At 33.3% G+C, this 15,946-nt stretch carries 13 protein-coding genes and 1 riboswitch; of the genes, 12 read left to right on the top strand and 1 reads right to left on the bottom strand.

From position 1 onward, the window contains the following. Positions 1-127: 127 nt before the first annotated feature. Positions 128-958 (bottom strand): helix-turn-helix domain-containing protein, encoded by an 831-nt coding sequence (locus AC3Y25_RS06065; protein ID WP_489902102.1) that lies wholly within the window; start codon positions 956-958, stop codon positions 128-130. 498 nt (positions 959-1,456) lie between these two features. Here AC3Y25_RS06065 and AC3Y25_RS06060 point away from each other — a divergent pair, with 498 nt between their 5' ends. The 12 genes from AC3Y25_RS06060 to AC3Y25_RS06005 all read left to right on the top strand — a co-directional run bounded on the left by AC3Y25_RS06060 (position 1,457) and on the right by AC3Y25_RS06005 (position 15,928). Next, positions 1,457-2,839 carry a HEAT repeat domain-containing protein gene (locus tag AC3Y25_RS06060; RefSeq protein WP_489902101.1) on the top strand — a complete coding sequence of 461 codons (1,383 nt, stop codon included), beginning with the start codon at positions 1,457-1,459 and terminating at the stop codon, positions 2,837-2,839. A gap of 228 nt (positions 2,840-3,067) precedes the next feature. Then, positions 3,068-3,328 carry a hypothetical protein gene (locus tag AC3Y25_RS06055; protein ID WP_489902100.1) on the top strand — a complete coding sequence of 87 codons (261 nt, stop codon included), beginning with the start codon at positions 3,068-3,070 and terminating at the stop codon, positions 3,326-3,328. A gap of 172 nt (positions 3,329-3,500) precedes the next feature. Beyond that, positions 3,501-3,704: a hypothetical protein gene (locus AC3Y25_RS06050; protein ID WP_489902099.1), complete on the top strand. Its 204-nt coding sequence runs from the start codon at positions 3,501-3,503 to the stop codon at positions 3,702-3,704. Between the two features lie 191 nt (positions 3,705-3,895). Further along, positions 3,896-6,568 (top strand): PAS domain-containing sensor histidine kinase, encoded by a 2,673-nt coding sequence (locus tag AC3Y25_RS06045; RefSeq protein ID WP_489902098.1) that lies wholly within the window; start codon positions 3,896-3,898, stop codon positions 6,566-6,568. 2 nt (positions 6,569-6,570) lie between these two features. Then, on the top strand, positions 6,571-7,026 hold the full coding sequence (locus tag AC3Y25_RS06040) for a response regulator (RefSeq protein ID WP_489902097.1): 456 nt from the start codon (positions 6,571-6,573) through the stop codon (positions 7,024-7,026). Positions 7,027-7,242: 216 nt separating this feature from the next. Then, positions 7,243-7,343, top strand: a riboswitch (SAM riboswitch). A 239-nt stretch (positions 7,344-7,582) separates the two neighbouring features. Next, positions 7,583-8,575: a redoxin domain-containing protein gene (locus AC3Y25_RS06035; protein WP_489902096.1), complete on the top strand. Its 993-nt coding sequence runs from the start codon at positions 7,583-7,585 to the stop codon at positions 8,573-8,575. Positions 8,576-8,658: 83 nt separating this feature from the next. Further along, positions 8,659-10,131 (top strand): aminotransferase class V-fold PLP-dependent enzyme, encoded by a 1,473-nt coding sequence (locus tag AC3Y25_RS06030; protein ID WP_489902095.1) that lies wholly within the window; start codon positions 8,659-8,661, stop codon positions 10,129-10,131. Between the two features lie 161 nt (positions 10,132-10,292). Further along, complete coding sequence (locus AC3Y25_RS06025; protein WP_489902094.1) at positions 10,293-10,766, top strand: cupin domain-containing protein; 474 nt, start codon at positions 10,293-10,295, stop codon at positions 10,764-10,766. Positions 10,767-11,094: 328 nt separating this feature from the next. Further along, positions 11,095-12,441: a TolC family protein gene (locus tag AC3Y25_RS06020; RefSeq protein WP_489902093.1), complete on the top strand. Its 1,347-nt coding sequence runs from the start codon at positions 11,095-11,097 to the stop codon at positions 12,439-12,441. 11 nt (positions 12,442-12,452) lie between these two features. Next, positions 12,453-13,517 carry an HlyD family secretion protein gene (locus AC3Y25_RS06015; RefSeq protein WP_489902092.1) on the top strand — a complete coding sequence of 355 codons (1,065 nt, stop codon included), beginning with the start codon at positions 12,453-12,455 and terminating at the stop codon, positions 13,515-13,517. 3 nt (positions 13,518-13,520) lie between these two features. Then, complete coding sequence (locus AC3Y25_RS06010; protein WP_489902091.1) at positions 13,521-15,089, top strand: efflux MFS transporter permease; 1,569 nt, start codon at positions 13,521-13,523, stop codon at positions 15,087-15,089. Positions 15,090-15,223: 134 nt separating this feature from the next. Then, positions 15,224-15,928: an ion channel gene (locus AC3Y25_RS06005; RefSeq protein WP_489902090.1), complete on the top strand. Its 705-nt coding sequence runs from the start codon at positions 15,224-15,226 to the stop codon at positions 15,926-15,928. Positions 15,929-15,946 lie beyond the last annotated feature (18 nt).

Below are 15,946 nucleotides of genomic sequence, written 5' to 3'. Positions count from 1 at the left end.
TTTTTAGAAAATCTTTACGATTCATTTTTTATAATTAATTGCTTAAAAAGTATCTTTTATTTGTGATACAAAGTTGCATTTAATTATAACCAAAGAGGTAACGATTTTCGGAAGAAAGGTTGTGTTTTTAAGAAAGAAGTTTCTTCATTTCTTCTCGAAATTCGGTTGGAGTCATTCCTGCTTTTCGTTTAAAAGCGTGTGTAAAATAGGTTTTTTCATTAAATCCGAGTTCGTAACCTATTTCGGCAATGTTTTTATCGGTGGCCATCAATAAGTTTTTGGCTTCAGTTAATTTTCGGGTTTCAATAATTTCCGAAACACTTTGCTGTAGAATATTCTGGCAGATATTATTTAAGTTGCGCGAAGTCATAAAGAGTTTTTCTGCATAGAAATTAACGTCTTTCGATTCTTTATAATGCTCTTCTAATAATCTAAGAAAGTTTTTAAACGTAGAACTTTGAATTTTTTTCGATTCATCATTATTCAAATTCAATTTGCGTCTTTCTGATTCGATAATGGTAAAAAGTGCGCTCAATAATTGTTTGATAACGGCAAGATCAGGAGCTTCTTGTTGGTATTCATCAAAAATAATTTTGCAGATCGTATCCAGTTTTTCAAAACACTGATTGCTCTGCAAACTAATATTTGCCTTGTCATGAAAGGAAGCATAAAGGCTAAAAGTGGTTTCGGCAATAAATTCACTTTTGAATCGCAAGACCCACATATCACAATTACCATCTTTTACAAGAGGTTTTGCACGATGAATTTTTCCTTGAGTAACAAAACTGATAAAAGGCGCTTCTATTAATTTGGATTTAAAATCTATAAAATGTTCCAGCTGACCTTTATTTCCAATAATAAGTTCTTCAAAATCATGGGCATGAGGTTCGTTTACCGATTGCATGATTTTTTCAGATTCGGCAGTTGTAATTTTAAACATTTTGAAAATCTCAGTCATAAATCAATTTTATAGAATTTTAAAGGTAATTATTATTTTTAAAATTTTTTGAAATCAAAAAAACGCAATAAGATTGAATGTCCTTCCAATTAAGTTAAAGAAATTGTTGTATAAATATTCTTATATTCGCTAGAAGATATTTTTAAGTATTAAAAAAAAACGTTTTGTTGATTTGCAAAAGAGGTAAAAAAATGTCTTATTCGAAATGATAAAAAAATAGAAATGAAAATAAAATTAATCATTACAATTGTTCTTTTAACTTTTTTCACAAAGGCTCAATGTCAGTATGTAATAAACTTTAAAGCTGATTTTAAAATGTCTTTGAACGAGACGTTTAATGAAGACCAACTAAATGATTTATTTTCGAAATATTCAAATCTTTTAACTCCGCAAAGCGATATTACACAATTAAGTTCTGGTTTGAAGGGCGAAACTTTGGTGAATTTTCCTTTAAGCGATTTCAAAAATGACGATTTATATATTGACAACATTGATAAAATGTTGAATTCAGAAAACTCTTTTCAACGTTTATTTTCCTATTTAATAATTGGCGCTTCCAATGATCTAGCAAGAGAAGGACAATTGTTAAATAAACTAAAAACAGAAAAGGATAAAGGAAATTTGATTTGGTGTGGAATGGCACTTCTTAATTTAAAAACAAAGCATACTACTGAATTGTTTGATTTTTTAGTAGAAAATGAAAATTTTGGAGATGCTCATATGCTTCCATTATTTTTAAAACTAGATAAAAATAATTTACAAGAAACAGCTTATCAAAGATATAATAGTGACAATATAAAAGCTAGAATTTTAGCGATTCAGATTTTATCAAAAACTGGAAATAATACTGAAACGGAGAAAATTGTTTTAGATGCTGTTAAAAATTGGGATATAAACATTAAAGGATATGCAATTTATACGGTAAAAGAACTTCAAATAGGGAATTTGCTAGAGACTGTTAAGCCATTTTTAGATAATGATAATACAAGAAAAATTACTTTACAAGCTTTAGCAAATAGTCCGACAAGTAGCGACAATGAGTATTTAAAATCATTAATAAATCAAAAAGAGACTGTTCCAGATGATTTATTAAATTGTTTTCTTGAATCGAAAAAAATTGAAAATGTAAAATATTGGTTAGAATTACTGACATCAAAAAAGATTTCAAATGATTATTACTTTTTAGTTCAGCGAAATAAAATTCTTTATTCTGAGGAATTATTGCCCAATATCCAAAATGCTTTAAAAGAGTGCAATAACGAAAAAATAATTGAACAATTAGTTAGTGCGTTAAAAAGTAGAAATGATGTGGAAAGTACAACTATTTTGTTAGACTTTTTAAAACACAAAAACAGAACGATAAGATATTGGAGTGCAGATGCATTGAAAGGAAATAAAAGTCAAAAATTAATTGACCTTTTACCAAGTTTAATAAATGATGAAAAATACAGAACAGTAGCTTTGGTAAATTTATTTGTTGAAAATAGGATTAATGATCAGCAAATTATATTTGAGAAAATATATAAAAATAATACCAAAGATTCCGATTGGGAAAGAGGGGCAATAGAATATTTAGCAAGTTTTCCTTTAGAAAGGCATGCAGAATTTTTTAGAAAAATTTTAATGAATAAACAATCCGATTTTTCCGTTAGATATGATGCTGCATTGGGATTAGGAAGATTAAAAGATGTTGATTCTGTTGATTTACTTATTCAAGTTTGCGAAGAAACCAGAAAAGAAAGCGATCTAAATTCGAGAACATACCTACAGGCATTAGCAATGATTAAAGGAGAAAAAGCACGAAATGAAATTAAATCATTTTTAAATAGCGATGAACAAGTTGTTGCAAAACTTGCAATCGAATTATTAGACAATTGGTAAGTGTAATAATGATTTTAAAAACCTATGGGCATAATTTTTGCAGATTTTTTATTTACAATTTGAAACATCATATTTTCTAAAATTTTAATGAGCTGTTAAATAGAATCATATAAATTTTCTCCAAAATCATGTAACAAATTTTCGAGCTATTTTTTTCAATTTTACGAGTCTATGAAAACAAAGTAATAATCATACTTTCAGTTTTTGATGGTATAAAAAGAATTAGAAATGGATACACGAGATGAAAAAAACGATTTATTCCAAGATGGAATTGATCGTACGCAAGAAACCAATTGGGATCCTATTTTAGGATATCAGATGTATTTTCCGAATGATGAAAATAAGCAGGAACACCTAAACGAAGCAGATAGCCCTGTGCACCAGCAAAATACGGGAGATTGGGGAGATGATGCCGATTATGAAGAACTTAGGCATAAAAATAATTTAAATAGAGATATTGCTGAAAATGAAGCAACAAAGACAGACTAAAGAATAAAGAAAGAGCAGAAATTTTCTGCTCTTTTTTATACTTATATCAAATTGTTTGAAAATGAAAAGTTTTTATATAAAAAGTTAATGAAATTGTGTAAAAAACGTAAAGTCGAAAAGGAGTATTTTTATAATATTAAAGAAGAAAATATTTATTTAAAAATATAGGATTATGAAAAGGCAAATAAAAATGAAACTTGCTTTCTTAATTCTTCTTATGGGACTAGCATTTTCTTGTAAAAAGAACGAAAGCACTACAATAGATTCATCCGAGAATGATTCTATTCAAAACACGATTGATACCGTTGGACCGGAAGTAGATACAATTAATATGGATACAACAGTAACAGTTAAAGCCGATACGATTAAGAAATAATTATTCGGCAAAAAAATAGTAGAAAGCTGAATCTTAATGATTCAGCTTTTTTGATTTTAGAATCAGATAAAAGAATTCAACAAATGTTAAAAGTAAAAACGTTTTTCTCTATATTTGAGAAAGAATATAATCTTTTAAATGCCTTTTTGACTATTGAGCAACTTTAGAAATTACCTTTATTTAGTACGATAATGGAGCTAATAAATAATTTAGACCTTTTTCAAACCGTCTTTAATTCTGCGCCAAATGGAATAGCAGTTTTAAAGTCTTTGTACGATAATAAAGGCAAAATAGAAGATTTTTCAATATTATTGTTTAATACTTATATCATCAACTGGATTGATGATAAAGAATACAAAGAAAAACCATTCAGTAAAGTTTTTTCTAAAATTAATAAAACCAATATTTTAGAACAGTTGATTGAGACGGCAGAAACTGGAGTTACAGCCAATTTTGAGCAATGGTATGGAGAAGAAGCCAACAAACAATGTTTCAGATTTACTGCTGTAAAACAAGACGATGTTTTGGTGGTAACCATGGAAGATATCACAAAAAAGAAACATGCCGAAACAGCGCTTCATAATGCATTGCTTGATGCAGAAAAACAAAAAAGGCTATACAATTCTATACTAAACGGAACTCCTGATCTAGTTTACGTATTTAGTCTCGATTATAAATTTACTTACGCCAACAAAGCTTTATTGACGATGTGGGGCAAGTCTGCAGAAGACTCCATTGGACGCAGATTAATTGAAAATGGTTATGAGGACTGGCATGCCGAAATGCATGAAGAAGAAATAGATACTGTAGTAGCTACGAAAAAACCAGTTCGAGGAACAGTTTCTTTTCCGCACGCAGAACTGGGAAGAAGAATTTACGATTATATTTTTGTTCCCGTTTTTAATGAAAATGGAGAAGTAGAGTTTGTTGCTGGAACAACACGAGATATTACAGAAAGCAAGCAAGCACAAGAAAAATTGCAGCAAAGTGAGAATCGTTTTCGCAAAATGATTCATCAAACGCCAGCTCCGACTTTAGTCCTTAAAGGAGATGATCTTATTATTGAGCAGATCAATAGGCATATGCTGCAAATGATTGGTCGCGGCGCAGAAATTATCGGCATGCGACTGATTGATGTTTTGCCAGAACTCGAAGGGCAATATGTTTGGGAGCAAGTTTTAAAGGTTTATAATGAAGGAATTCCTTTTGATCAAAGTGAAGTTTTGGTGCCGCACAATCGTACAGGCGAATTAAAAGACTATTATTATAATTTGGCTTATCGTCCGTTAATTGAAGATGGAGAGATAACTGGAATGATACAAGTAGCAGTTGAGGTTACGCAACAAGTTGTGGCGCGTCAAAAAATGGAAGAGAGTGAAAGCCGCTTCCGTGCTTTAGTCAACGCATCATCCGATTTGGTTTATCGAATGGATGCCGATTGGATGATTATGCAAGATCTGGAAGGAGACGGACGTTTGGCCAATCAAAGAGAACGTGGTGTCAATTGGTTGGATAAATTTATTCATGCTAGCGATTTGCAGATGGCTGTACATCTTATTTCTAAATCGATAGTAGAAAAATCCATTTTTGAAATGGAGCATAGGGTTATAAATAAAGACGATTCTGTTAGATGGGTTTTCTCTAGAGTGGTCCCGATATTAGACGATCAAGAAAAGATTATTGAATGGTTTGGAGCATCGAGCGATATTACTTCGCAGAAAGAACTTCAAAATGTTATTGCAGAAAGTGGAGAACGATTTAGACAGCTTGCAGATTTGGTTCCTCAAATTATTTGGACTGCCAATTCAGAAGGTTTTGTTGATTATTACAATAGCCGCTGGTACGAATACACGGGTTACATAGAAGATGAATTTGGAGATCCAAGCTGGATTTCAAAATTACATGCAGACGATGTTTATCTAGTGTCAAAAATGTGGTACGAAAGTGTTCATGCCGGAGTTCCTTATCAGACTGAATTTCGCTTAAAAAATGCCCATACGGGAGAATACCGCTGGTTTTTAAGTAAAGCGCTTCCTATTAGAGATAAAGAAGGCATCATTACCAATTGGTTTGGTACCTGTACAGATATTCACGAACAAAAGTCGATTACTGAAAAACTTGAGATTTTGGTAAAAGATCGTACTAAAGAACTGCAAAGATCTAACGACGATTTACAGCAGTTTGCGCATGTTGCTTCGCATGATTTAAAAGAACCGGTTCGGAAGATAAAAACTTTTTTAAGCCGTCTAGAAGATCATATGTCAGGACAGTTTGATGAATCTTCATCAAAATATATTGAAAGAATTCATGTCGCGGCAGATCGAATGTTTAATATGATTGATGGTGTATTAGCCTATTCGAAAATGAATGCCGATTCGCAAAAAACAACAATAGTCGATTTAAATGAAGTTATTAAAAATATAGAAACCGATCTTGAAATTGCGCTTCAAAATACAAATGGCACCATTTATTTTGAAGAACTTCCCGTTATAGAAGGCGCTTCTGTATTGTTGTATCAGCTGTTTTATAATCTTATTAATAATTCTATTAAATTTGCTAAAGAAGATACTCCGCCAGAAATACGTATTACAGCAACAGAACAAATTGAAGAAGGCAACAGAATTGCGATTATTACAGTAGAAGATAACGGAATTGGTTTTGATCTTGATCAAACAAGACGAATTTTTGAAACTTTTACACGTTTAAATTCTAAGGATCGTTATGAAGGAACGGGGTTAGGTTTGTCGCTTTGTAAAAAAATAGCCGAACGTCACGGCGGAAGTATTACGGCCACAGGAATTGCTAATAAAGGAGCCATTTTTATTATAACATTGCCAATTGAGCAAAAAGTAAAACACATTTAAATATGCAAGAAAAGATGATTTTATTGGCTGATGACGATCAGGATGATGCAGAAATGTTTTGCGAAGCATTGGCAGAAATAGATGAAAGTATTGTTTGCTATTGTTCAGAAAATGGTAGCGGTGTGATAAATACGCTGAAAAATCAGGAGAAGATTCCAGAAATTGTTTTTCTAGATTTAAATATGCCAGTTATGAACGGCTGGGAATGTCTGAAGCAATTAAAATCGGAAGAACGTTATAAAGATATTCCTGTAATTATGATTTCTACTTCTTCGTACAGAAATGATATGGATACGGCTGCCAATCTTGGAGCAGTCTGCTATTTTGTAAAACCAAATAATTTTGACGACTTAAAACAGGTTTTGAGATTAATTACTTCAAACCTTGAAAATGGGCTAAAAGAAGCTTTTTCAAATCTTGAAAATAATAAATATTTACATGTCTTTTGTGCAGAATGAAACTGTGTTTTCTTTTTTTGAAAAGTAAAACGTATGAATTTATTTTATAAAAAAAGCATTTGCCAAAAAGTATATTTTGTTTTAATGTGTTGATTTTTAAAATTTTAAATTGTACTAAATGATCTTTTTAATAAAAAAAGTAAAAAAAAGCATTTTAAACTTGACTAATTCGGTAGAATTAATATATATTTGTATCACAGAAAATTTATATAATGATACTTATCCAGAAAGACTGAGGGAATAGGCCCATTGAAGTCTTAGCAACCTGTTGCCGAATAAGGTGCTAAATCCTTCCGCTGTGTGCGGGTAGATAAGAAAGATTTCTCCGTAAATCTGTTTAAGATCATCCAATTTAAAATCTTTATTATGAAAGCAGAATACATTTTGTACGCTAGTTATGAACTCTTGAATTCCATTTTTGAAGAAAACAGTTTTGCTTTTTTCTGAAGGCTTAAAGACTAGTTTCTCTCCAATTTCTTTTATAAACAACAATAACGCTAATGATTTTTTTCATTGGCCTGAAATTCTTTTGTCTAATCTTAAAACTAAAAATAAAATGAAAAAAATACTATTAGGTTTTGCTTTGCTTTTTGGAGCTTTTCAAACTCAAGCGCAGGAAAATAATTTACAATTAAAAGGGACTGTTGTCGATACAGTGGCGCAATATGTTTACCTGCAAAAGTTTCACAATAAAATGTTTACTACAATTGATTCGGCAAAAGTAAAAGATGGAAATTTTAGTTTTAAAACAAAAGTAAAAACACCAGAATTATATGGATTGAGCGTCAATACAGAAAGTTCGCCCTTGTATGTTTTTCTTGAAAAAGACCCAATTACAGTAAAACTGAGTCCGAAGAAATATTATACCGCTTCTGTAGTTGAAGGTTCGGCTTCTCAAGATTTGTTCGAAATCTATAAAAAGAGCAAAGATGTAGAAATCAGCAAATTCATAACCGAACAGCCAAAATCTATTGTTTCAGCTTATGTGTTGTACAGAAATTGGTCTTATAGATTAACGCCAGAGCAGATTACACAAAATATTGCTTTGTTGGATAAAAGTCTTCAAAATACCACTTACGTAAAAGAATTAAAAGAACTGGCTATTGTTTTAGATGGATTAGCGGTAGGTAAAAAAGCCCCTGATTTTACAGCCAATGATCCTGACGGAAAGCCAGTTCGACTTTATGATAATTTAAAAGGCGGGTATACTCTAGTTGATTTTTGGGCTTCATGGTGCGGACCATGCCGAAGAGAGAACCCAAATATTGTAGCAGCTTACAAAGAATTTCATGATAAAGGATTCAACATTGTAGGGATTTCTCTAGATAAAAAGAAAGAAAACTGGGTTAAAGGAATTCAAGATGATAATTTAACCTGGACACACGTTTCTGATTTGCTTTTCTGGAACAGTGCTGTTGCTAAATTATATGGTGTAAGAGCTATTCCAGGAAATTATTTAGTGGATTCTAAAGGAATAATCGTTGCGAAAAACCTGCACGGAGAAGAATTACAAGCTACACTAAAAACGCTTTTAGAAAATAAAATTTAATAAAGAACACGCAATCTTGTCATTCCTCGAAATGACAAAAATTGAGAAAGAATACATATTAGTTAATTTAAAATGATAAGGAAATGAATGCGATTGAGCCAACAACAAAACCAACAGAGCCTGAATGTTACTTTTCTAAATTTAGAGAAAATACAGTAGGAATTGATCATACTTTCGAATCGGTTTACGGAGAACAAAATTTAGTGTACGCAGACTGGGTTGCCAGCGGAAGATTATACCATCCGATCGAAGATATAATGCTCAATAAAATTGGTCCAATGATTGCCAATACGCATTCACTTTCAAGTCAGACAGGAAAAACCTCTACTTATGCCTATCAGCATGCAAGGGATATTATTAAAAAATCGGTTAATGCCAATGATTCGGATGTTTTGGTAACGACAGGAAGCGGTATGACAGCAGCTTTATCAAAACTGCAACGCATTATGGCACTTCGAACAAAATCGGAAGAAGATAGACCTGTGGTTTTTATTACGCACATGGAACATCATTCTAATCAAGTTTCGTGGTATGAAACCAATGCTGAGGTAGTTATTCTTCCGCCTGATGAGAACAATTTAGTCGACCCAAATGTTCTTGCTGAAGCAATTAAAAAATATGCAGACAGAAGTTTAAAAATAGGTTCGTTTACGGCTTGTTCGAATGTTACGGGAATTATTACGCCTTATCACGAATTAGCCAAAATCATGCACCAAAACGGCGGACTTTGTTTTGTGGATTTTGCAGCTTCGGCACCTTACGTCCAAATCGATATGCATCCAAAAGATCCAGAAGAACAATTGGACGCGATTTTCTTTTCACCGCATAAATTTTTAGGAGGACCTGGAACTTGCGGTATTTTGGTTTTCAATGAAAAATTATACCAATCTGATTTTCCAGATAATCCTGGCGGAGGAAATGTAAAATGGACTAATCCGTTGGGCAAATATTGTTACAGTGATGTGATAGAAGTTAGAGAAGATGGCGGAACTCCGGGTTTTCTACAGGTAATCAGAACAGCATTGGCTTTAGAATTGAAAGAGCAGATGCGAGTAGAGAAAATCAAAGAAAGAGAAAAAGAATTGCTTGATCTTTGTTTTTCAAGACTTCAAAAAATAGAAGGTTTATCTATTTTAGGAGATTTAACTACAGAACGAATTGGTTGTGTTTCTTTTGTGATCGAAGACATTCATTATAATTTGATTGTTAGACTTTTAAATGACCGTTTCGGAATTCAGGTGCGTGGCGGCTGGTCATGTGCGAGTACTTATGCGCATTATCTGTTCAATATCAACGATAAGAAATCGGCAGAAATTACCAATGAATTATTGCAGCGAAATCAGACCAATAAGCCGGGTTGGGTGCGTTTGTCACTGCATCCGATTATGAGCAATGAAGAGCTTTTTTATATCTGCGATGCAATTGAAAAAGTAGCTCTGAATAATAAAAAATGGAAAAAAGATTATGAATATAATCCGGTTTCAAATGAATTTGAAAATCCGGAAATTAAAGATACCATCGCAAGAGAAGTAAACGAATGGTTTAAGTTAGATTAGTTAGTAGTAAACCTAACAGGTTTTCAAAACCTGTTAGGTTTTTAAATTGCTAAATATTCCGTAGGAATATCTCGTCGGTAGAAAAAAATGGTTGTGTTTTACGTTGTGTCCTGTAGGTACACCTGTGTAATGGCAGAAAATTAATAATGAAGATAAATTAAATGAGAGCAATACCAAGAAGAATTGTAACAGGTTTACGAGACGGAAAATCGATTATAGAGCAAGATGAAATCGTTTCGAACGTATCGGAACATTTTCCAGGATTAATTATTTCAGATATCTGGTCGACAGATTCAACGCCAGCAAAATTTGAAGAAAAAGTTATTGAAAACACCGCTTTTCCAAATACGCCTAAAAACGGAAGTTATTTTCGTTATGTACAGATTCCGCCCGACAAAGATTTGGGAATTGTTGCTCTCGAAGGCCAGCCGCATCCGTTAATGCATCAGACTGATACTTTAGATTACATTATCATTATTTCGGGTGAAATTTATTTGATTGTAGATGAAGAAGAGACTTTACTGCAAGCGGGAGATATTGTAATTCAGCGCGGAACCAATCACGCTTGGAGCAACCGATCGGATTCGCCCTGTATTCAATTGGCAATCTTACTGGACGCCGCAAAAGCAGAATAATATAAATTATACGCCGATAACTACATTTTGATTTATTTGTAAAATTGCAATAATCTCATTTGATTGTTGCAATTTTTTTTGTTTTTAAATATGCACGGAATTTCTCAAAATTGTTCCATTTTATAAAATGAAACAATTTTGAGTATTTATACTATAAAGTATTGAATAAGAATTGTTTAAATTTATACGAAAATCATAATGTTGGAATAGCAGAATCCAAATTAACCATCGTAATTTTTCCGCCTAGCTAAAATTTAATTCTCTCGAAAGTTCTGCTAATGTTGATTGCAAATTTCCCCAAAATGCAAAATTAAATCCATATCATCTCATGAGCTATTGGCGGTTTAAAGTTTTTCGTTTAAAGCATTTAGCTCTTTTTTTATTGAGCTGCAGCCTCAACGTAAGTTTTGCGCAGCAGGATACGATCAGTCTGGCGTCTGCTAAAAAAATAAGACTCGATGAAGCCATTTTATTAGGCATTAAAAACAACCGTCAGTTAAAATTGGCCAATGCAGATCTCGCTATTGCGAATGAAAATGTCAGTCAGGCCAAAATTGCAAAAGCGCCAAGAATAAGCTTAAATGGCGGATACAATTATATTGGCGATCCTAAAATCTATGAAGGATTTTATGCCAGAAATGTTACCGTAGATTATTACGATCATCAAGGTTTTGCTAATATTGTTTCTTCACTCCCAATTTACGCTGGAAATGCCATTAACACTAGAATTAATCAGCAGGAATTAATTAGTGAAATGCAGGAATCTGCGGTGAAAATGACAGAAGCCGATGTCAAGAATGCGATTACCGAACAATATTTTACACTCGAAAAATTATACCGTCAGATCGAGGTTACGAAACAGAATATTATCAATACCGATATTCGAATAAATCAATTAAAATCGCGTGTGAAAAATGGTCAGAATCTTACGAGCGACCTTTTGAGAACCGAATTGCAGCAGTCTAATTTTAAGGTTTCGGTTTTTAGAAGCACTAATACAATTGAGCTGATTAGCAATTATTTGGATATTTTAATCGGTTTTCCAACCCATACGATTCTGAAACCAGAAGTGACAGAAAGCATGATTCCGACCGAAAATATGAATCTGCAGCAAAGTTTGGAAGAAGCTTTTCAGAATAGAGAAGAAATAAAGCGTGCAGGAATAAGAATCAAACTTTCGGAATCGACATTAAGCCTGACCAAAAGCGGATTTAAGCCAAACGTAAATGCAAATGTTATTCTCAATACCGAATATCCAGCGCAGTGGCCCAATTATGTCAATATTCTCAATTACTGGGCGGCTGGACTTTCTTTGAATTGGGATATTTCGAGTTTCTATAATCTGAAACATCGCATTAGCGGCGATAAACTGGAAATCGATAAAAGTAATATAGCCCTAGAAGTTACCAAAGACCAGATTACGACCGAAGTTAAAAATGCTTATGTGAGATATGCGGAAAGCAAAGAAAATATCAAAACCTATAAAAAAGATGTAGAGTTGTCTATGAGCAATTATAAAATTGTGAAAAGCCGTTATGACAACGATTTTGCTTTAATCAGCGAGATTGTAGATGCAGAATTGCAATTAAACAATTCTAGAATTTCACTTGTAAACGCCAATTTAGATTTAATCATTCAATATTATTCACTTCAATATGCAATGGGCAAACTTTAATACATCTTGTTATGAGCGAAGCAGATACACAAAACGGAGCAGTTCAGAAAAATGAAAAAAGAAGAAACACAATTCTTACGGTATTGTCATTTGTTTTTTTGATTGCGGGCGGATTGTGGATTTTAAGTTTGTTCTTTGATTTTAGTTCTTATGAAACCACCAATAATGCTCAGGTTGAATCTTACATCAATAATGTAGTGGCAAGAGCGACTGGACATATAAAAGAAATACGATTTGAAGCCAATCAGAAAGTGCAGAAAGGAGATACATTGGTTGTTTTAGACGATTCTGAATATGTCATTAAAGTCAAACAAGCCGAAGCGGATTTGGCTATAGCCAAAGGAAATCTGCATTCGCTGCAGCAAAACATTACAACTTCGATTTCCAATCAAGCTTCGGGAAAAGAAAGGTTGGCGGGAGATTTGGCGAGTTTAGAAAAAGCGCAAAAAGATTATCAGCGGTTCAAAAATATGTATGCCGATTCGGCCGTAACGCGAAATCAGTACGATCAAGTTATTTCCAAATTAAAATCAGAAGAAGCGTATGTAAAAGCAGGTAAAAAAGGTTTGGATGCCAGCAGCTCGATTACTAAACAAAGTTCAATTAATCTTGAAGCCGCCACAGCAACTGTCGCTAGAAAGAAAGCAGATCTTGATGCGGCAAAACTTCAATTGTCATATACTGTTATTATGGCTCCAACCAGTGGTTTTGTGGGAGAACGAAATTTGTCTATTGGCGAATTAATCAATGCCAATCAAACCATTGCGACAATTGTATTGAATGAAAAATTATGGATTACGGCCAATTTTAAGGAAACTCAGATAGAGAAAATAAAACAGGGACAAGAAGTAACCATCACGATTGATGCCTTGGACGGAAAAGAATTTAAGGGAAAAGTGGCTGGTTTTTCTCCCGCGACTGGAGCTAAATTCTCAATGGTAGAACCCGATAATTCGACTGGAAATTTTGTCAAAATCACCCAGCGAATCCCAGTTAAAATTGAATTTGAAACTCCGACAAAAGAGCTACAGGAAGTTAGACCCGGAATGAATGTAACAGTTGATGTAAAAAAATAAGAGATGTTTGCAGGAAAAAAAGGAAGCGTTTTTACACTGACAGGATTGTATATCCTGACGATTCCTTTTTTTAACGGACTCAATGTTACGACTTATGATAATTCGCAGATATTAGGACATTTCGGACCTTCTACGACTGCTTTTAGTTATGCGGTTTACGTTCCGATTTTTGTCATGTTGGCTTTTCTGCCTTTAGGTTTAAAATTAGGGAAGCAAATCAAGGTTAGAACCATGATTTTATCGGTTTCATTTTTATCCTTAATCTTCAATACTGCTTCATTGTTTGCACCCACAATAGCTTGGTTTGTTTTATGCCGTTCTCTTTTAGCAATGGTTTCAGTCATCGGAATATTTGCTTCGATGGTGCCTATTTTATTAAAATATAATCCTGCTTTAAATATGGCTTTGATGTACGGAATTTTCCAGTTTATACAGAAAGGAAGCCAGCATTTGTATCAATATTTGGGAGCGCATTTTGTGAGTTTTCATAACTGGACGTTTGGAATTTATTTCCTGAATGTCAATTTTTTGATTTGCATTCTTTTGGCTTGGTATTTTTATAAAGCCGATGTGGCGCCCATGAAAACCAAATTCCAATTTGATTGGCGAGGTTGGATCATCCTGATTTTGTTTTTTGCGATTATTCTTTTTTTATGTGCCGAAGGGCAGACCAGAAATTGGTTTAGCGATCCTAAAATAACTTTGGCTTTTGCAGTTTTATTTATTGTGGCGGGAATCTATCTGCTTCATGTTCGTTTTACAGCAGAACCATTAATTAATCCGGATGTTTATAAATTTAAAAATGTCATCGCTGGTGCCTTTTTGATGTTTTATATCGGAATAATAAACGGAACTGGAAGTGTCGTAACAGGCTATATGACTAATATTTTAGGATTTGATCCTGTTTTGGGAGCGGTAACACATCTTTCGTTATTAATCGGATTATGCATTTCGATTCCGCTTTCGACTTATCTTTTATACAAACGCATTTATTTGGCTACGATTTGGGTAATTGGTTTTGCCTGTTACGGAATCTATCATATTACGCTTTTTTTTAGGTTCTATCCTGGAATAGATGCTTCTGATTTTTATCTGCCCTTAATTTTTAAAGGATTAGGAATGGGATTTATTTTTCCGGTTTCGCTACTTTACATTTCAGAAGGAATTCCTCCTTTTTTGAGTACATCGCGCATGATGACTGGAATTATAGCACAGGCTGTTTTTGCTTCTTTACTTGGAGGCGCTGTTTTAGGAACTTTTATTTCGAACATGAATGTACAGCATAAAACAGGTCTGAGTCAGCAGTTGAGTCCGATAAATAAACAAGCCGAACAGCAGCTGGAAAACTCAAAAAGACAATTTTTATTTATGGGATTATCAGATGCCGAAGCGCAGAAAAAAGCCGAGAAAAATCTTTCCAATCAAACCTCTCAAACTTCTATGTTATTGGCTTACAAAGATATTTATCTCGTCATGTCGGCAGTTTGTTTTCTGCCCATTTTTATTATTCTTCTTTTCAAACTTTGGCGAAGACCAATTGGAAGAGTAGAAGTAGAGCCGATACCGATTTGAGGGTGAGGAAGCAAGATTATAGATTATAGATTATAGAATATAGAATTTGTCCGTAGGCTTGGAGATTGGAATTTGGAATTTAGTTTTTGGAATTTGTCCTTAGGCTTTGGAATTTAATATTTGGAATTTATATTATGATAGCAAAAAAAAATCGTTTTTTATATCGCTTTTGGACACAAGAAAGCGGGCTGAGTGGTATGCTGATACTTCTGTTTATCATGCACTTTATTGTCATTCCGTTTTTTGGCGGTTATACGCGTTTTATGGTGGCGGTCAATATCTTTTGGATGTTATTTCTTTTTGCTGGAATTATAGCTTTATCCAAACATAAAAAACAAGCTTTTCTCATTTCCATAATTCCCTTTTTATTTATTATAACGCAATGGATTAATTATTTTGAACATAATATTTTAATACTATTTGCCGATCTCATTCTTTCTGTTGCCATCATGTTGCTTCTCATTACTTTGGTTTTAATAAAAGTTTTAGAACCTGGTCCCGTAACTACTTATCGCATTGTAGGGTCAATAGTCGTTTATATGCTTTTGGTTCACTTTTGGTCTACGCTTTATTTGTTTCTTTTCCAGCATATTGAAGGCGCTTTTCAAATTACTGAATCGAAATTTGCAAGCAATAGCGATCTGGCTAGTTTTATGTATTTCAGTTATGTCTGTATCACATCAACGGGTTTTGGCGAAATCGTTCCTCTGCATCCTTTGGCTCGTTCGCTTGTTCAGATTGAAGTGCTTACAGGTGTTCTGTATCCTGTAATCTTAATTGGAAGACTGGTTTCAGATGCCAATTTTGCTGTTAATAAGACGGGGAAGAATAAAGAGTAAAGAATATAGAATATAGAA

It is taken from the genome of Flavobacterium sp. LK-23, assembly GCF_058135255.1.
The sequence above is the reverse complement of the archived record's forward strand: the minus strand, read 5'-3'. Positions and strand labels throughout refer to the sequence as shown.